Source organism: Marinobacter maroccanus (assembly GCF_002933275.1).
GTDB lineage: Bacteria > Pseudomonadota > Gammaproteobacteria > Pseudomonadales > Oleiphilaceae > Marinobacter > Marinobacter maroccanus.
In genome coordinates, this window is sequence record NZ_PSSX01000021.1 from 31,953 (window position 1) to 48,698 (window position 16,746).

Consider the following 16,746-nt stretch of genomic DNA (forward strand, 5'->3'; position numbering starts at 1 on the left):
TAGCGTCCAGACGGAAAACAATCGCTGGCGCCTTCTGGTATAATTCGCCAAATTTTCAGGGCACCACCCACGAAGCCCCCAAAGCTAGCCTCGCCAAAGGTATTGCGGACAACTGCCATGACAGAAAAGCTGACTCTTACCCGCCCCGACGACTGGCACCTTCACGTTCGGGACGGAGACATTCTTACGGACGTAGTACCGGCTACGGCAGCCTGCTTCGGTCGCGCCATCATCATGCCCAACCTGGTTCCACCGGTGACAACCGCCGCTGATGCCACAGCCTATCGGGAGCGGATTCTCGCGGCTGCCGGCGGCAGCGCGTTCGAGCCGTTAATGACCCTGTACCTGACCGAAAGCATGACACCGGAAACCATCCGGGAGGCCAAAGCTGCCGGTGTTGTGGCCGCCAAGCTCTATCCGGCCGGCGCCACCACTAATTCAGACTCAGGGGTTAAGGATATCCGGAACATCTACCCGGTTCTGGAGGCCATGGCTGACTGCGGCATGCTTCTGCTGGTTCACGGGGAGGTTACCGATGCCGACATCGATATCTTTGATCGCGAAAAGGTCTTTCTCGAGCGGGTACTGGCCCCCACCCTGGAGGCCTTTCCGAATCTCAAGGTTGTGCTGGAACATATCACCACCGCCGATTCTGCAGAGTTTGTCCAGCAGCACAAGGGCGACAATCTGGGCGCGACTCTAACGCCCCAGCACTTGATGTATAACCGGAACCATATGTTGGTCGGCGGCATTCGCCCGCACCTTTACTGCCTGCCTATCCTAAAGCGCAATCGCCATCAACAGGCGCTGAGGGACGCGGTAGCCAGCGGCGACAATCGCTTTTTCCTGGGCACGGATTCCGCCCCCCATGCCAGGGATCGCAAAGAAGCGGCCTGTGGGTGTGCCGGGTGTTACTCAGCCTATGGCGCCATCGGCCTGTATGCGGACATTTTTGAAGAGCTTGGCATTCTGGACAAACTCGAAGCCTTCGCCAGTTTCAACGGTGCTGATTTCTATGGCCTGCCGCGTAATACCGATACCATCACCCTGATTCGGGAACCCTGGACCATGCCGACACAGCTGCCTCTGGCTGACGGAACCATCGTGCCGCTCAAGGCCGGTGAAACCGTTCACTGGCAGCTGGCGTAAACCTGACTGATTCCTTCTCACACACGGCCAAGACCGGAGCTTGAGTGACTGACGAAAACAAACCACCGCATCCCATGTCCCGCCGCTTCCGCGGGTTTCTGCCTGTTGTAGTCGACGTGGAAACTGCTGGATTCAACCCCGAGCGGGATGCCCTGCTGGAAGTGGCAGCGGTCATACTCACCATGGACGATGATGGCTGGGTGCGGCGATCGGAAACCCACGTACAGCAGATTGATCCCTTTGAAGGCGCCAATCTGGAGCAATCCGCCCTGGATTTCACCGGCATCGATCCATGGAATCCGGAACGGGAGGCGGTACCGGAGCGGGAAGGCCTCAGCGAAATTTTCAGCCCGATCCGCAAGGCGGTGAAAAACCACGATTGCAAGCGGGCCGTCCTGGTAGGCCACAACGCTACCTTCGACCACAATTTCATCTTTGCAGCGGCGCTGCGGGCGGATATCCGACGCAATCCGTTTCACCCGTTTTCAACCTTCGATACCGCCACTCTGGCTGGCCTGGCCTACGGCCATACCGTTCTGGCCCAGGCCTGCAAGCTCGCGGGCATTCCGTTCAGCAACAAGGAAGCACACTCGGCAGCCTATGATGCGGAAAAAACCGCGGACCTGTTCTGCGGTATTGTGAATCGCTGGAAGGAACTGGGCGGATATCCGCCACCGGTGATTCCGGAAGACAACGAATAATCCCCCACAAAAAAACCTGCCGAAGCGGGTTTTTTTATTGTGCGCCAGCCATAAGTGTGAAAGTCACGCTTCGTACTCAGCTGACTTTAAACCGGGACAGCGAATCTTTGAGCTGATGAGACAACTCCGCCAAGTCACCACTGGCTTGGGATATCTGGGCCATGGCCTGTTTGGTCTCAAAGGACTTTTCAGAAATTGTAGATACGTTGCGCGTTACTTCTTCGGCCGTGGCTGATTGCTCTTCGGATGCCGTAGCAATCTGCTCTGCCATACCGGACATCCGGGTGACCTCGCCCACTGCCTCGCGAAGCTGCAATACAACGGCGCCTGCCCGCTCGGAAATACCTCTTGCCTGGGTGCTGCAGCGGGTAACCACCTTTGAAGCGCGCTCCGACGAATTGACCAGAGTTTCAATGGAACTACTTATCTCCTCGGTCGCCTTCTGGCTATTCTGGGCCAGGCTGCGCACCTCATCCGCAACCACCGCGAAGCCCCGGCCCTGTTCACCGGCCCGGGCAGCTTCAATGGCGGCATTCAGAGCCAGCAAGTTAGTCTGGTCGGCGATGGACTTTATCGAATCGAGAACCCTGGTGATGGATTCCATATTCTTTCGCAAGTCCTCTATGCCGGCCTCTGCTTCCTCCAGTTCCCTCGCCATAGCACTGGTGTCAGCAGCGGAGGATTCCACCTCCGTGGCGCTGCGGCTGACCGCCTCATCCGTGCGCCGGGCACCGGCTGCCGATTCCGAGGTATTCTGGGACACCTCGCTGATGGCGGAGGACATTTCTTCAATGGCCGACGCCACCTGCTCAGTCTGCTCTGCCTGCTGGTTCACATTGTCCAGAGTCTGCGAGATAGTGCCGGACAACTTTTCAGATGCACTGGCCTGGCGCTGGGACGCTTCTTCAACCTTGAAGATCACTTCTTTCAGGTCCGACACCATCTTGAGCATGGAGCCATATACGCCCGTGGCCCTGTCACTGTCGGACGAATCAATGACCAAGTTACCCGCAGCCACCTGTTCCGCCAGTGCCTGCAATTCGGCCGGGTCTTTGCCGAGGGGTTTCATGACCCGCGCCGCGGTCCAGACTGCCACGGCCACAACAGCCAAGATCACAATAGCAATGGCTATCGCCGCCAGCGTCCACATTTCACGCACCGGCGCCAGGGCCTCGTCTTCGCTGATCTCCGCCACCAGCGCCCAGTTCAGCCCGCCTACGGTAACTGGCCTGTGGGCGGAAAACACTGGCTCGCCACGGTAGGACGTAACCACGCCTTCACCGGAATTCCCAGCCAGAGCTTCATCCACCGATGTCGAACTAATGCGTCCATTCTCCGGGTCGGCAAAGGAAGCGACAACACTGCGGTTTTCCGGATCCAGGTAGGAGTCTGACCGCATCAGGTTATCCGGCCCCACCAGATAGGCATCCCCGGTTTCGCCCATGCCATCTCGTTCCATCATGATGTTGTTCAGGCTGTCGATGGGGAACTGGAAGGCCAGCACGGCCAGCCGCTCATCTTTTTCGGAATATATGGGGGTTGCCACAAATCCGGCGGGCGCACCGTAGGACGGTACATACCGAGTAAAATCAACAAAAGTCGGAGCAGTATCCTGTCCGTCAGACATCGCCTGACGATAAGCCGCCGCCAGGCCAGAATCCGCGTAGGGACCGTCTTTCAGGGAGGTAGCAAAATCCACCTCTTTGGCTACGGAATAGATAACATGGCCTGTATCGGCATCAATGAGATAAATATCGTAGTAGCCGAAAGCCTCCTGAAACTCCTTGAACGAGGTGTGCCACTGTTTGTGAAGCGTGTTATAAAACTGCGCGATATGGACGTCAGCCGATACCAATTCGTCTTTCTGCCCCACAGGATTTGGGTTGTCCACGATGTAACCCATCTGCAGAGCCAGGCTGTTTTTGCTGAGGGATGCAACGAAGTCCGAGGCTGAACGTCCGTTAGCACCACCATTTTGCTGCAAGGGTGGCAAAAAATTCTGCTGATAATAAGCCTCGACGTTGTCTCGTAAGGTCGATTGCTCCGCCTTTACCAGTTTTTCATAATTTTGAAATGCCAAACCAAACCCCTGGGCCGCAGTTCGGGTCCCGCGATTATTGGCCATGGCTTTCAGCTGCCGGGCAATAGTGCTGAGATAATCTTCAACACTATGCTGCTTATTGGTCGCCGCAATAGAGAGTTGTTGCAACGCCTGTTCCGTCAGGCTCTGTCGGGCAATTTCGGCGTTAAAAAACGAGATGGCAATGACGGGAAGCAGGCCAACCAGCAGCAAAGTCAGCAAAAGACGTTTCTTGAGAGTCATCAATAGCCCTTCTTTTATATTGTTCTTATGTTAACCATCGGCTATCGGCACGTTTTCTTTAGCCCAGAACAATTCATAAAAGAGGCGAATCTCGTTTAACCCATTAATATGGGAGGGGAAGTAACTCCCCCTCCCACTCGATTCGGGGGCAACTGCGTTACCAGTAGATGCCCCGCATGATGGCGGCGAAAGCCACCTGCTCGCTGGACACCTTCGGCTTCTCCCCGGAACGGCTACCGGCGGCGGCCGGTGAATCCGGGAACATCCGGTAGCCGGTATTCATAACGATCTCGGCCATCTTGGGCGCCAGGGCGTGAAGCACCTGGGCAAAGATACCCAGGCGGGTAGCGATTCGCTTCGGCCGATAGACAATGGCATCGGCAACCATGGTTGCAGCCTCGTCCGGCGTTAGCGTGGGGACAGAATCGTAGATCTTGGTTGGCGCAATCATCGGCGTTTTCACCAGCGGCATGTTAATGGTGGTGAACGTGACATTGCGGTCCGACCATTCCGAAGCGGCGCAGCGGCTGAAGGCATCCAGCGCGGACTTGGAGGCCACGTAAGCCGAGAACCTGGGAGCGTTGGTCAGCACACCGATGGACGAGATGTTGACCACGTGACCGCGGCGATTCTCCAGCATCTTGGGCGCAAAGCCCATGATCAGACGAACGGAACCAAAGTAGTTCAGGTGCATGGTGCGCTCGAAATCGTGGAAGCGGTCGAACGACAGATCCAGGGAGCGGCGAATCGAGCGCCCGGCGTTGTTGACTAGCACGTCGACCTGGCCATGGTTATCCAACACGGTCTTCACGAACTCGTCGCAGGCATCCATATCCGAAAAATCGCAGGGATAGGCATGCACGCTTGCGCCCCGGGACTCCAGCTCTGCGGCCACTTCTTTCAGGCGCTCGAGTTTACGGGCACCGATCACCAGGATGGCGCCGGCGTCTGCCAGTTTCTGTGCCGTGGCCAGGCCGATGCCAGAGGTAGCACCGGTAACAACACACACCCGACCTTCAACCGTGCCCTTGAGCGTGCGGTCCTTGAACAGGTCCGGGTCCAGGTTACGCTCCCAGTAATCCCAGATCACCGGGGCGTAGTCCGGCAAACGAGGCACTTCAATGCCGGTGCCTTTCAGAACGCGCTCGGTTTCACGGGCATCGAACCGGGTGGGGTAATTGATGAATGACATCACGGAGGGCGGAATGCCCATGTCGTCGAGAATTGCCGAAGTCAGGCGCTTCACCGGCGGCAGATTCTTCAGGCTCTGGCGAATGAATGGCGGAATAAAGCCGAACATACGGGAATCGATCCGCATCCCCATCCTTGGAGCATGCCCTGCCTCACTGAAGATGTTGAGGATTTCGCCAACCTTGTACGGGTCGGTATCCACCAGGTGGAAGCACTTGCCGTCTTCACCGTCCAGGTGGGCAATGTGATCCATAGCGTTGACCACGAAATCCACCGGCACAATGTTCAGGCGACCGCCCTCGACACCAATGGTCGGTACCCACTGGGGCAACGCATGGCGTATCTTCTGAATCATCTTGAAGAAGTAGTAAGGGCCATCCACCTTGTCCATTTCACCGGTAGAGGTATGGCCAATCACCATGCCCGGGCGGTAAATCCGGAACGGAACCTTGCATTCCTCGCGCACCACCTTTTCGGATTCATGCTTCGTGCGCAGGTACGGATGGTCCAGCTTCTCCGCCTCCTCAAACATGTCCTCACGGAAAATGCCCTTGAACAGACCGGCAGCCGCAATGGAAGACACGTGATGGAAGTGCTTGGCGTTCATGGCCTCTGCGGCATTCACCGCGGCCCGCGTACCTTCAATGTTGGTAGCCTGCTGGGCTTCTTCATCTGCCCCCATGTCATATACGGCGGCAAGGTGGAAGAAGTGGTCGATTTTCCCCTTAAGAGCCTTCATCGTCTTGGCGTCGATACCCAGATTCTTGCTGGTGAGGTCACCTATTACGGCTTTCACCTGGGTTTCATCCGCGCCCCAGCGCTCCCGTAATTTGTCCAGCTTGTCCTGGGACTGCTCACGCACCAGTACGTGGACAGTACCACCACGTGCCAGAAGCTTCTCCACGAGGAAACGGCCAATAAATCCGGTGCCACCCGTCAGGAAATAATTCATCAATCTTCCACCCTGCCTGTTGCTCTGTTGTTGTCTATCCATGCCGGCACCCATACGACTAAAGTCTTAGAGTTTTCCGGAAACGCCGGCATTGTACTTAATTGCAACCTTCATGTATCGAACTTTTTTAGAGCTTTTACTCTGTAAGCCTTTGTTTTGTATAGAGCTATTACTCTAAAATTCCGCTCCCGCACGCTGAACGGGCCTGTCCGGTTCGCCGACACAATGTTTTTGAGACTAGCACAGGAATTGCCCCATGCATGCCCAATTTCCGGATTACCACAAAGCAATGAAAGCGCCTGCCAGCAATGACATAATCGGGAACTTATCGCGCCTTTTGGCATCTCTTCTTTTCACTGGAAAACCGAACTTCGGAATCCCCACTATGCAGAAAGACAATCCCAACGCGGAACGCTATATCTCCATCGCCCGAGCCTGTCTGAAGGCAATCAACGACACAGCTGATAATGCCGGTTCAAGGGAACAGAAGATTCAGGCAGTCTACGAGGCCATCGACCAGGCCTTCCAGGCCGAGTTCGCGGATTATCGCCAGTCCGTTGCCATCATGGCTACGGTTCTTGAGCGTATCGCCACTGGCCAGCTGGATAGTGAGAAAGCCGCCGATCTGGCTCGTAAAACACTCGACCAGCAACCAGAGAGCACGCGTAACGCAATGATGCACTGATGCGCGCAACTCTTCTCCGAATCACAGAAAGCCTATGAACACACGTACCGTCAGGAAGAACTCAATGCAGAACCCGATCTCACGCCTGTTTTCCCTGCTGACACTTGTGCTGTTCAGCACCCTCGCTCTTGCAGCCCAGATTCCGGAGAAGAGCCCCAATGACGACAACCAGTACCGGTTCATCGAACTGGACAACAGCCTCAAGGTCATTCTGGTGTCTGATCAGGATGCCGACAAGGCAGCTGCTTCGATGAACGTTGCGGTCGGTAGCGGGGACGATCCTGCAGATCGCGAGGGCCTCTCGCACTTCCTGGAGCACATGCTGTTCCTGGGGACCGAGAAATACCCCGATCCGGGCGAATACCAACAGTTCATCAAGAGCCACGGCGGCCAGCACAATGCTTTCACCGCGTTCCAGGACACGAATTATTTCTTCGATGTTCAGGCTGAGTTCCTGGAACCGGCGCTTGACCGGTTCGCACAACAATTCTCAGCGCCCCTGTTTACCGCCGAACTGGTGGACCGTGAGCGCAACGCCGTGCACTCGGAATTCAGTGCCAAACAGAAAGAGGACGGGCGCCGATTCTTTTCCGTAAAGAAGGCGGTCAGTAATCCAGACCACGCCTTCAGCCAGTTTGCGGTGGGCAACCTCAGCACTCTGGAGAACACGGAAGAGAACCCGCTCAGGCCAGATCTGATCGAGTTCTGGAAGCAGCACTACTCCTCAAACATCATGAGCCTGGCGGTTTACGGGCCGCAAACCCTGGACGAGCTGGAATTCATGGTGCGGGGCCGCTTCGAGGCAATAGAAAACCGCAACCTTGAAACCAAACGCCATGTGGCCAGCCTCTACCGGGCCGAGGATCTTCCAGCCAAGGTGACGGCAGAAGCACTCAAGGATGTTCGAAGCCTGTCGCTTACCTTTCCCATTGCGTCCCAAGAGGACAACTACCGCACCAAACCCGCCAGCTACGTGGCCAACCTGCTGGGCCATGAAGGCCCCGGCAGCCTGTTCGATGTACTGAAGCGGGCCGGCCTGGCGGAGAGCCTGTCCGCGGGCCTGGGCATGGACACCGGCGAAAACGCCACCCTGGAAATCAGCATTTCCCTGACACCTGAGGGACTGTCGCGACACGAGGACATTCTGCCGTTGGTGTTTGATTACATTGAAAAGATTCGCCAGAAAGGGATCAGCGAGCAGCGTTTCCTCGAAATGCAGAACCTGGCACGCATTGATTTCCGATTCCGCGAGCAGGGCAACCCCCTGCACGAAGCCATGCGCCTTTCTCGCTACCTGCAGGACTATCCCCCGGAGGACGTTCTGAGAGCGCCCTGGCTGGTTGAGCGCTTTGCGCCGGAGCAATACCGCGACATCCTGGACAGGCTAACGCCGGACAACCTGCTTGCCTTTGTTCTGGCACCAGAACCAGAACTGGAGAATCCGAATCGCACCGACTGGTACGACGCCGCATGGACCCGGGAACCTCTCAATCCAGAAGCACTCAGGACTCAGAGCCTGCCAGAGCTCGCTGCCCAGTTGCGCTTGCCGCCAGAAAATCCTTTTGTGCCGGAGGATCTGTCGATGGTGCCGGGCAAAACCATGGATCAGCCGACCAGGCTTGGGGCTCTTGAAGGCCTGGATGTCTGGTTCGCCCGGGATACCCGGTTCGATACTCCGAAAGCCAACGTGTTTGTGGGTCTCCGGACACCGGCTGCCCGCGCTTCGGCACGAAGCTATGTGCTCACCCAGCTATTGGTGGACACCATCAATGCCAATTTGAATGCCTGGGCTTACTCCGCCAGCCTGGCGGGTCTGGATTACAGCGTTTACCCGCACCTCAGAGGTATCACGGTTCGCGTCGGCGGCTATAACGACAAGCTGCATACCCTGATGAACCGGATACTGCTTCAGGTGGCCTCACCGGCGCTGACCGAGCAACGTTTCGAGATTGCCCGGCAACAAATGATAGATGGCCTGCAGAACAAGGCCAAGGATCGCCCGGTGGAACAGACCTCGGAGTTCGTACAGACGTCCCTGATCGAAGGCGCCTGGCCTACCGACAACAAGCTGAAGGCCGCCCGGGAAGTGACCTTCGATGAACTGCAATCCTTCTCTGAAGCCCTGCTCTCACAAGTTGACCCGGTTATGCTGGCCCATGGAAATCTCACCGAAGCCTCGGCCCTCAACCTGGCGCGGCAGATCGACGCTATTGTACTGGGCAACAGTGAATTGACCGAGGTAGAGCGCAGTCAGGTACGTCAGTTGCCAGACAATGAAACGAAGGTTTCCATTGAAGTAGACCACCCGGACACCGGCTATACACTCTACATGCAGGGCGACAACACCAGCTTTGAAGAACGGGCCCGATTCCGTCTGCTAGCCCAGATCATAAGCAGCCCTTTCTATGAAGAGATCCGCACCAACCGCCAACTGGGTTACATCGTGTACGCGACGGCTTTCGAAATGCTGGAAACGCCAGCCCTCGGCTTTGTTGTGCAGTCACCGTCTGCCAACCGAGTGGAAATTGATCAGGCGGTTCAGGAGTTCTCCAACAGCTTTGAGAAGACCCTGACAGCGTTGACACCGGAGCGCCTGGAGCGCGAAAAGCAGGCTGTGATCAGCAAGCTGCTTGAGAGGGACCGGCAGCTGGGCGAGATTTCCAGCCGCTACTGGCGCGAGATTGATCGCGAGATGGACAGCTTCGATTCGCGGGAACAACTGGCCAACGCAGTAAAACAGGTCAGCCAACAGGCACTGCTTGAGACGTTCCGGAAGGCGGTTCTTGAGCGGGCCCAGAGCCTTCAGGTTGTTAACGGTGGTGATGGTCTGGAAGCAAGCCGGGCCCTCGGCAGGCTCACCGAGCTGCCGCCGGTGCCCGCCAGCTGAAAGCGTTAGCAGGTCCCCAGAAAGCGAGCCCAGTCTGCGGGCTCGTCAACATCCCAGCGGGGCTCAAGTAAACAATAGCTGAGCCCCGATTCTTTCAGGCGATCACAGGTCTGGGTAAGAACCTCCGGCGTGCCCCAGGCAATGTCATCCAGCATCCCTTCAGCCACTTTAGAGGCGCCGATCAGAACATAGCCGCCATCGTCAGAGGGGCCAAGCACGACGTCATGGTCCGCCAAACAGGCGACCGCCTTACGGGCATAATCCGGGTCCACCGACGGGCAGTCACTGCCAACAATGAGCGCCCGGTCGTAATCGCGAAGAGACTGACTGAGAGCGCGGTGCATCCGTTCCCCGAGCGTCCCGCCCTGCTGGACTCCCTGATGCAGACCTGCACCTTCAAGTTCTTCAACGATGGATTCGGCCTCCCCGGGTCGGTCATCCACCGGTCGATCCCACCAGAATTCCACCGGATAGCCGGTGGCACAAAGGTTATCCAGCACCGCCAGAGTAAGTCGAATATGGGCTTCAAGAGCCCCCACCGCACCCAGCTCGGGCATCAAACGGGTTTTGACCCGACCGGCCTCCGGCCATTTAGCAAACTGCAGGAAAACCGCCGAGGGAGAATTACTTTGAGGCATTGCGCACATCCGATCGGTAGATTTGGGCCAGAGACTCCGGCGATTCACCACGCCAGTACCGCCAGCGCAGCTGCCACATCAGAAAAATCGTTCGCCAGGCACCGTGGGTCTGCCAGCGGCGGCTATCGGTAACAACAGGCTCTTTTATACAGAAGGGACGGGACACCAGGCAAAGCCTCCGTGAAAATTCCACATCTTCCATCAGCGGTATGGGCTTAAATCCGCCCAGGGCCTCGAAGGCGTCCCGCCGTACGAACATGGTCTGGTCACCGGTACAGATACCGGTCAGGCGGGAGCGCTGATTCATAAACCAGGCAATGACCCGGAACAGCGGCCGCTCACCGCTCAGCCGAACATCGAACCGCCCCCAGGGGCGGTTCGAATGGACGAAACTTGCGAGCTGCTCGAGGGTATTTGCCGGCAGGCGCGTATCTGCATGAAGGAACAGAAGAAGATCGCCTTTTGCTGCCGCTGCACCGGCGTTCATCTGAAGCGCCCGCCCCTTCTCTGACACGATAACCCTGTCGCAAAGCGGTCGGGCCAGCTCAACGGTTCGATCGGTGCTGCCCGCATCGACCACAACCACCTCATGTCCCCTGGCGCGAATCGGTTGCAGGGCGCGCAGGGTGTCGGTAACGCCCGCCGCTTCCATCCACACTGGAACAATCACGCTTAACGAGAAAGGGTCTGGCAAAACAAACTCCGTGACAATCACCGAAACCGGGCCGCACCTTGAGCCTCAGGGCTTAGCCCGCTATCATACCGCCCTTCTCGCGATAATGCCCCCGTAGCTCATCTGGATAGAGCGTCCCCCTCCTAAGGGGAAGGTAGCAGGTTCGAGTCCTGCCGGGGGTACCATCCCCAGCTTCAACTACCCCCCGCCTCTCATGTTCACCCAGATTAAAGCACGCTAAACTACACTCCCTCCTGAGATCTGGACTCCTGAATGGCACGCTTCACTGAAATCGGCACCGCAACGATCCCTGGCAAGGGAACCCAGTTACGCCTATTACAACGCAATGATGAATTTTCCATCAAGATCGCCGGCACCACCGGAGAATTGATGAACAGCCGGATCCACGGCTCGGAGGATGCTCTTGCAACCCTCGCATGCGAACGAATTGCCGATCAGTCTGCTCCCCGAGTTCTTATCGGCGGCCTGGGCATGGGGTTCACTCTGGCAGCAGCGCTGGCCGCTCTGGGCGACGATGCGCAGGTGACGGTAGCCGAGCTGGTTCCCGAAGTCGAAGCCTGGAATCGCGGGCCTCTGGGCTCTGCGGCGGGCAACCCGCTGAACGACCCGAGAGCCCGGGTTCACATTGGTGATGTGGCAGAATTACTCAGAAACGGCGACGGCGAATGGGATGCCATTCTTCTCGATGTCGACAACGGTCCGGAAGGACTAACTCGCAAAGAAAACAACTGGATCTACTCACCGGATGGCATTGCGGCCGCCCAGAAAGCTCTGCGACCTGACGGCATTCTCGCCTATTGGTCTGCCGGCCCGGAGCACGTCTTCACCGAACGCCTGCGGCGCGAGGGTTTTTCGGTTGAACCCGTCACCGTGAGAGCCCTGCGACCCGGCAAGGGTGCCCGCCACGTTATCTGGCTGGCGTGGTAATCATTAATCGGCCCTACCGGAATCTGTCCTGGCTCAATTTCGGATTATTCTTTTGTTATATACTTATTCCAACGTCAAGAAGTCCGGGAGAGATTCCATGACCAAACCGATCGTCGCAACAGCCTTGCTATGCTCCTTGCTTTCCACGCCACTGCTAGCCCAACCACAGACAGATAACCCGGAAGCACTGGTTGCCGAAGCGCGTTCCCTGGTAAAAAGTTTCGGCGGCTCCCTGAAGCAGGCGCTCCAGGCGGCCATCAAAGAAGGTGGTCTCACAAACGGTATTGGTGTCTGCAAGACTGTGGCACCGGAAATCGCCAGGAACAACAGTAGCGGCGGCTGGGCCATCAGTCGGACCAGTCTGAAAGTCCGAAACCCGGAAAACACCCCCACCGACTGGCAGGAGATCCAACTGCTGGCCATGGACAAACAGCCGATCAAGAACGGAAAACCAGTAGAGCTCTGGCAGGTCTCCGAAGCGTCCGGACAGCCGGTATTCCAGTATATGAACGCCATCCCGACACAGAAGCTTTGCCTCGGCTGTCACGGTAAGTCCATTGCCCCGGAGGTGAAGGCAAAACTGGCTGAACTCTATCCTGAAGACAAGGCGACTGGCTTCTCCGAGGGCGATTTGCGGGGCGCGTTCGTTGTTACACGGCAAGTTCCAGTAGACTGACCTCAGCAGCACTTCACCGTAGGCGATCAGACCCATGGGGCTTCACTGCCCTCGCCAAACACCGGGGTTGGGCCTATCGCCAGCCCGGCGGCAGCCTTTTAAAGGCGGCTTTCCCGATTCAGCCGGAACTGCTCGATGGTTTTCCTCAGATTTTCCGCCATGGCCAGCAGGTCTCCGGCGATTCTTGCTGTTTCCTTGGCATCCCCGGAGGTCTGCTCCGCTGAGCGACTGATTTCAATCACATTGTGATTGATGGATTCGGAGACATCGCTCTGCTCGTTGGCGGCACTCTCCATTTCCTGATTGAGATCGGTAATCTCGCGCACCGCAGCGGCGATGGTCTGTAATTCCGACTCCACGGTCAGAATCGCTGAAACCTGCTGCTCTGCCATCTCAGAGGCGTGGCGCATGGTGGCCACACAATCGACAACCTCGCCTTTCAATCCATTGATGGTTTTACGGATTTCCTCGGTGGAATCCTGGGTTCGCGAGGCAAGTGCCCGTACCTCATCGGCTACCACCGAAAAACCACGCCCCTGCTCACCGGCCCGGGCCGCCTCAATGGCGGCATTGAGCGCCAGCAGGTTGGTCTGATCGGCAATATTGGAGATCACCTCCAGCATGTCGGACATCTGGCCCGTGCGTTGATCCAGTTGCTCAATGCGCTGTGCGCCACTCTGAACTTCACTGTTCAATGCTTCGATGCCTTCAACCGCATTGCGGGCAAGGCTCTCCCCTTTGCTGGCAGATTCCGCGGTATCTGCCGATTTACGGGTGGTGTGAATGGCGTTTTCCCGGACCTGAACCGCTGAGGCGGCCATCTCGGTGGTGGCGCTGGCCACCTGGTCGGTATTGTCACGCTGGGCAAGCACTTCCCGCTCTGTCGTGTCAGCTTTGCCTGCAATGCTTCGAGCTGCCTGCTCAACCTGTTCGGCGTTGTCCATTACCGTATTCATGCTCTCACGGATTTTCGCCATCATCCGGTTGAAGGCTCGGGAGACGGATCCGATCTCATCGTTGCGGCTAACCTCCAGCTGCATGGTCAGATCAGAATTTCTGGAAATCTCGTCCATACGGTCGTGGAGTCGTCGCAGGCGAGCAAACACCAGTCGGCTCAAAGCGGCGGCGGTCAGGAAAAACACCGCAGCAAAGATAGCCACCTGAATACCACCACTGGTCAGCAGCTGTTGCTGCAAACGGGCATCGCTCTCCGCCAGGGAATAGTCCACCCGGATAGCCCCGAGAACATCCCCCTCACTGGCCTGGTGACAGCCGAGACAGTTCACGCCCTGGTAGTTTTCCATCGCGATCACCGGTTCAATCAGGGTGTAGACTCGACCGTCCTCATTGCTGGAGTATGATTCCACCCGCTCGCCGTCCAGTGCTTTCTTATCCAGGGGCTCCCTTTTCTGCTCCGATGCATTGCCGGCCCCGAAGGTGCGGTTCAGATGGTCACTGCGAATCACCCGAACATCCAGCACATCGTCAGATGCCATCACCTTTTCCCGGAGCACATCCCGGTTGCCGATGGTGCCGGTAACCATCATGGTGTTCAGCCCATCGAAATAGGACTTTGCCAGCCCGTCCACGTATTTGTGGCTGAACTCTTCAAGATGATCACGCTGCGAGTCTGCGCTATAGAGCACAGTAAACACGAGAACCAGGGAGAAGGCTGCCGCCAGGGCAGCAAGCAACAGGAAGCGGATGGAGTAGTGTTTTTTCATGGTAACCCGACGCAGAGGCCGCTCTTCTGGCGGCTTGAAGATTATTTTGATGATTCATAATGACGGCTAAGTGTCGCCAAACTTTATAGATTTGCGTCAATTATTTCCTGACTTAGATCAGATCCGGGAAAGGTCTCTCGCGGCCAAAGAGAGGAAACAGAGCGGCATGATAAAGCCTCATTGAAGTTGGCCTGAAAGCTGCAGAGCAAGATGGTAAGTATCCGCTATTCCAATCGCAGATTGTTCGGAAACCGCACACCGGTTGGCCGAAGGAGGAAAACCATCCATGTCCCTACTGACCTCTCTGATCCGGGCGAGCACCCAGTTCCAGCAGGCCATGGAAAAGCGCCAGACACCGCCTGCAGCGCCGGACGGCGCGCCCGGTAAAACCCAGACGAAAACGGTAGAGACCGAAACGATCTCTGGCGATGACCGCTTCACCCCTTCGGAAAACAGTCAGTCTGACATCGCCCGCCTGAAAGCTCGCCGACTGGCCATGACAGACTACAAGCAAACTGTGGGGCAGGATCTTGCCTTCGTTCGGGAAACACTGCGGCACAAACTTGCCGAATACAACCTGCACCCGGCAACCGCATTGAACGTGAGCAAGAATGAAAGCGGGAGCGTTGCAGTAGAAGGGAAAATCGCCGATAACACCCGTGCCCAGATTGAAAAAGACCTGAATGTGAACAAGAACTTCAAGGAAGCCTTCAATCGCCTGAGCGTTAACGAGCCAACGCTGCATTTTATGGATAATGCGCTCAAACTGAACCAGGCCTACGGGGTGAACAACCCCCTACTGGACACTCTGATCAGCGAGAACCAGCAGTTCAATGGTCTGCAGGACCTGGTACACCGTTACGACACCATGCGGCGCTCGGTCAGTGCCGAGCAAATGGAAGCAGCGGGGAATAGCCGGGCGTACGCCTTCACCCTGAACGCCCGGGCCTGACATCAAGACAAATAACGGCGATCAAACATCGAACGGCGCCGGATCTCCTTTACCAACCCGGGTGACTACCGGCGCATCCCCGGTAAAGTCCACCACCGTGGTAGCTTCCATGCCGCAGAATCCTCCATCAATAATCAGATCCAGCTCATGCTCCAGAGTATCCCGAATTTCGTAGGGATCTGTCATGGGATCCGTCTCGCCCGGCAGAATCAGGGTACTGCTCATGATTGGCTCACCAAGCTCGCCCAACAGCTCCTGAACAATGGCATTATCCGGCACCCGGACGCCGACTGACCGACGTTTGGGATGGAGCAGTCGCCGGGGTACTTCACTGGTGGCATCCAGAATGAAGGTGTATGGCCCGGGAGTGAAATTCTTCAGCAAACGGTACTGGGTGTTATCCACCTTGGCATAGACCCCGATGTCCGAAAGGTCCCGGCACACCAGCGTAAAATTATGCTTGTCATCCAGCCTGCGAATCCGCTTGATCCGATCCGCCGCCTGCTTGTCGCCCAGGTGACAACCAATGGCATAGGCGGAATCCGTGGGGTAAACAATCACCCCACCACGACGAAGAATGTCCACCGCCTGATTGATCAAACGCTTCTGCGGCGTCTCCGGATGAATCTGGAAAAACTGACTCATGAACCCTCTCCCTGACCGGTCCGCGCCGCCATCACCGGATCTTTCTTCGACCCGCCCATACAATTCGGAGACTCAGGCGTCGCCTGACCGGTCGCCTCCCACTCTTCCGGTGAGTATAGATGCAACGCCAGCGCATGAACCGGCCCCGCCAGTTCCTCGGCAAGCACCTTATAAATCGCCTGATGCCTTCGCACCCTCATCTGCCCCTCAAACTCCGGCGACACCAGAGTCACCTTGAAATGGGTTTCAGAGTTCGGCGGCACACTGTGCTTGTGGCTCTCGTTCTCCACCTGAAGAACACGCGCATCAAAGGCGTCGTTCAGCTTGGTTTCAATTGCATTCTGGATCTTCATGTTTCGAGACTCCTACTGCTCAACCCGTAATATAAAAGGGCGAATGGCAAACGGTCAGAAGCGGGTGTGGCGATGGCTTTCCCAAAAGTGTGCGTTGCCAGGGATGGCAACGCCAAGCCCCCATGGAAGGGTTCACGGCGTCTTTTGGGAAAGCCATCGCCACAGCCGCCTCCCCTACACCGACCAGTCTACTACACATACCAGGCACCACCCGAACCTTGACAGCATAAAGCCAAAGCGCCACATTCC

14 protein-coding genes and 1 tRNA gene are annotated in these 16,746 nt (G+C 57.0%); 8 read left to right on the top strand and 7 right to left on the bottom strand.

The features are described from left to right. Window positions 1-117 precede the first annotated feature (117 nt). Both pyrC and rnt read left to right on the top strand, forming a co-directional pair. Entirely contained in the window at window positions 118-1,149 is a 1,032-nt protein-coding gene (gene pyrC / locus KEHDKFFH_RS17515; protein WP_104323104.1) for a dihydroorotase, read from the top strand. A gap of 44 nt (window positions 1,150-1,193) precedes the next feature. Then, window positions 1,194-1,850, top strand: a complete 657-nt coding sequence (rnt, locus tag KEHDKFFH_RS17520) for a ribonuclease T (protein ID WP_104323105.1) — start codon at window positions 1,194-1,196, stop codon at window positions 1,848-1,850. 76 nt (window positions 1,851-1,926) lie between these two features. On the opposite strand, the gene KEHDKFFH_RS17525 is transcribed toward rnt, so the two are convergent. Together KEHDKFFH_RS17525 and KEHDKFFH_RS17530 are read right to left on the bottom strand one after the other, a co-directional pair. Continuing rightward, window positions 1,927-4,173 (bottom strand): methyl-accepting chemotaxis protein, encoded by a 2,247-nt coding sequence (locus tag KEHDKFFH_RS17525; RefSeq protein WP_104323106.1) that lies wholly within the window; start codon window positions 4,171-4,173, stop codon window positions 1,927-1,929. Between the two features lie 157 nt (window positions 4,174-4,330). Next, window positions 4,331-6,316: an SDR family oxidoreductase gene (locus KEHDKFFH_RS17530; RefSeq protein WP_104323107.1), complete on the bottom strand. Its 1,986-nt coding sequence runs from the start codon at window positions 6,314-6,316 to the stop codon at window positions 4,331-4,333. 385 nt (window positions 6,317-6,701) lie between these two features. On the opposite strand from KEHDKFFH_RS17530, the gene KEHDKFFH_RS17535 reads away from it, so the two are divergent. Both KEHDKFFH_RS17535 and KEHDKFFH_RS17540 read left to right on the top strand, forming a co-directional pair. Next, window positions 6,702-7,001: a hypothetical protein gene (locus KEHDKFFH_RS17535; protein WP_104323127.1), complete on the top strand. Its 300-nt coding sequence runs from the start codon at window positions 6,702-6,704 to the stop codon at window positions 6,999-7,001. A 64-nt stretch (window positions 7,002-7,065) separates the two neighbouring features. After that, window positions 7,066-9,888, top strand: coding sequence for an insulinase family protein (locus KEHDKFFH_RS17540; RefSeq protein ID WP_104323108.1), 2,823 nt, complete (start codon window positions 7,066-7,068; stop codon window positions 9,886-9,888). A gap of 5 nt (window positions 9,889-9,893) precedes the next feature. Here KEHDKFFH_RS17540 and KEHDKFFH_RS17545 read toward each other — a convergent pair whose 3' ends face one another. After that, on the bottom strand, window positions 9,894-10,526 hold the full coding sequence (locus KEHDKFFH_RS17545) for a TIGR04282 family arsenosugar biosynthesis glycosyltransferase (RefSeq protein WP_104323109.1): 633 nt from the start codon (window positions 10,524-10,526) through the stop codon (window positions 9,894-9,896). Beyond that, complete coding sequence (locus tag KEHDKFFH_RS17550) at window positions 10,513-11,220, bottom strand: TIGR04283 family arsenosugar biosynthesis glycosyltransferase (RefSeq protein ID WP_104323110.1); 708 nt, start codon at window positions 11,218-11,220, stop codon at window positions 10,513-10,515. Before KEHDKFFH_RS17550 ends, KEHDKFFH_RS17545 begins: the two co-directional genes overlap by 14 nt. A gap of 87 nt (window positions 11,221-11,307) precedes the next feature. Between KEHDKFFH_RS17550 and KEHDKFFH_RS17555 the strand changes: the two genes are divergently transcribed. From KEHDKFFH_RS17555 to KEHDKFFH_RS17565, 3 genes are all read left to right on the top strand, one after another. Then, window positions 11,308-11,384, top strand: a tRNA-Arg gene (locus KEHDKFFH_RS17555). Window positions 11,385-11,472: 88 nt separating this feature from the next. Further along, on the top strand, window positions 11,473-12,147 hold the full coding sequence (locus KEHDKFFH_RS17560) for a spermidine synthase (RefSeq protein WP_104323111.1): 675 nt from the start codon (window positions 11,473-11,475) through the stop codon (window positions 12,145-12,147). Window positions 12,148-12,244: 97 nt separating this feature from the next. Then, window positions 12,245-12,823, top strand: coding sequence for a Tll0287-like domain-containing protein (locus tag KEHDKFFH_RS17565; RefSeq protein ID WP_104323112.1), 579 nt, complete (start codon window positions 12,245-12,247; stop codon window positions 12,821-12,823). A 98-nt stretch (window positions 12,824-12,921) separates the two neighbouring features. Here the strand turns inward: KEHDKFFH_RS17565 and KEHDKFFH_RS17570 are convergent, their stop codons facing one another. Continuing rightward, window positions 12,922-14,547: a methyl-accepting chemotaxis protein gene (locus KEHDKFFH_RS17570; protein WP_104323113.1), complete on the bottom strand. Its 1,626-nt coding sequence runs from the start codon at window positions 14,545-14,547 to the stop codon at window positions 12,922-12,924. A gap of 286 nt (window positions 14,548-14,833) precedes the next feature. Between KEHDKFFH_RS17570 and KEHDKFFH_RS17575 the strand changes: the two genes are divergently transcribed. Further along, window positions 14,834-15,499 (top strand): hypothetical protein, encoded by a 666-nt coding sequence (locus tag KEHDKFFH_RS17575; RefSeq protein ID WP_104323114.1) that lies wholly within the window; start codon window positions 14,834-14,836, stop codon window positions 15,497-15,499. A gap of 21 nt (window positions 15,500-15,520) precedes the next feature. On the opposite strand, the gene KEHDKFFH_RS17580 is transcribed toward KEHDKFFH_RS17575, so the two are convergent. Continuing rightward, window positions 15,521-16,144: an L-threonylcarbamoyladenylate synthase gene (locus KEHDKFFH_RS17580; RefSeq protein ID WP_104323115.1), complete on the bottom strand. Its 624-nt coding sequence runs from the start codon at window positions 16,142-16,144 to the stop codon at window positions 15,521-15,523. After that, window positions 16,141-16,497: a BolA family protein gene (locus KEHDKFFH_RS17585; RefSeq protein ID WP_104323116.1), complete on the bottom strand. Its 357-nt coding sequence runs from the start codon at window positions 16,495-16,497 to the stop codon at window positions 16,141-16,143. The genes KEHDKFFH_RS17580 and KEHDKFFH_RS17585 overlap by 4 nt, the downstream gene beginning before the upstream one ends. Window positions 16,498-16,746 lie beyond the last annotated feature (249 nt).

Excerpts from the sequence above, each read along its gene's own strand:
- pyrC (WP_104323104.1), top strand. The coding sequence starts at position 118 with ATGACAGAAAAGCTGACTCTTACCCGCCCCGACGACTGGCACCTTCAC.
- KEHDKFFH_RS17525 (WP_104323106.1), bottom strand. The coding sequence starts at position 4,173 with ATGACTCTCAAGAAACGTCTTTTGCTGACTTTGCTGCTGGTTGGCCTG.
- KEHDKFFH_RS17530 (WP_104323107.1), bottom strand. The coding sequence starts at position 6,316 with ATGAATTATTTCCTGACGGGTGGCACCGGATTTATTGGCCGTTTCCTC.
- KEHDKFFH_RS17535 (WP_104323127.1), top strand. The coding sequence starts at position 6,702 with ATGCAGAAAGACAATCCCAACGCGGAACGCTATATCTCCATCGCCCGA.
- KEHDKFFH_RS17540 (WP_104323108.1), top strand. The coding sequence starts at position 7,066 with ATGCAGAACCCGATCTCACGCCTGTTTTCCCTGCTGACACTTGTGCTG.
- KEHDKFFH_RS17545 (WP_104323109.1), bottom strand. The coding sequence starts at position 10,526 with ATGCCTCAAAGTAATTCTCCCTCGGCGGTTTTCCTGCAGTTTGCTAAA.
- KEHDKFFH_RS17560 (WP_104323111.1), top strand. The coding sequence starts at position 11,473 with ATGGCACGCTTCACTGAAATCGGCACCGCAACGATCCCTGGCAAGGGA.
- KEHDKFFH_RS17565 (WP_104323112.1), top strand. The coding sequence starts at position 12,245 with ATGACCAAACCGATCGTCGCAACAGCCTTGCTATGCTCCTTGCTTTCC.
- KEHDKFFH_RS17570 (WP_104323113.1), bottom strand. The coding sequence starts at position 14,547 with ATGAAAAAACACTACTCCATCCGCTTCCTGTTGCTTGCTGCCCTGGCG.
- KEHDKFFH_RS17575 (WP_104323114.1), top strand. The coding sequence starts at position 14,834 with ATGTCCCTACTGACCTCTCTGATCCGGGCGAGCACCCAGTTCCAGCAG.
- KEHDKFFH_RS17580 (WP_104323115.1), bottom strand. The coding sequence starts at position 16,144 with ATGAGTCAGTTTTTCCAGATTCATCCGGAGACGCCGCAGAAGCGTTTG.
- KEHDKFFH_RS17585 (WP_104323116.1), bottom strand. The coding sequence starts at position 16,497 with ATGAAGATCCAGAATGCAATTGAAACCAAGCTGAACGACGCCTTTGAT.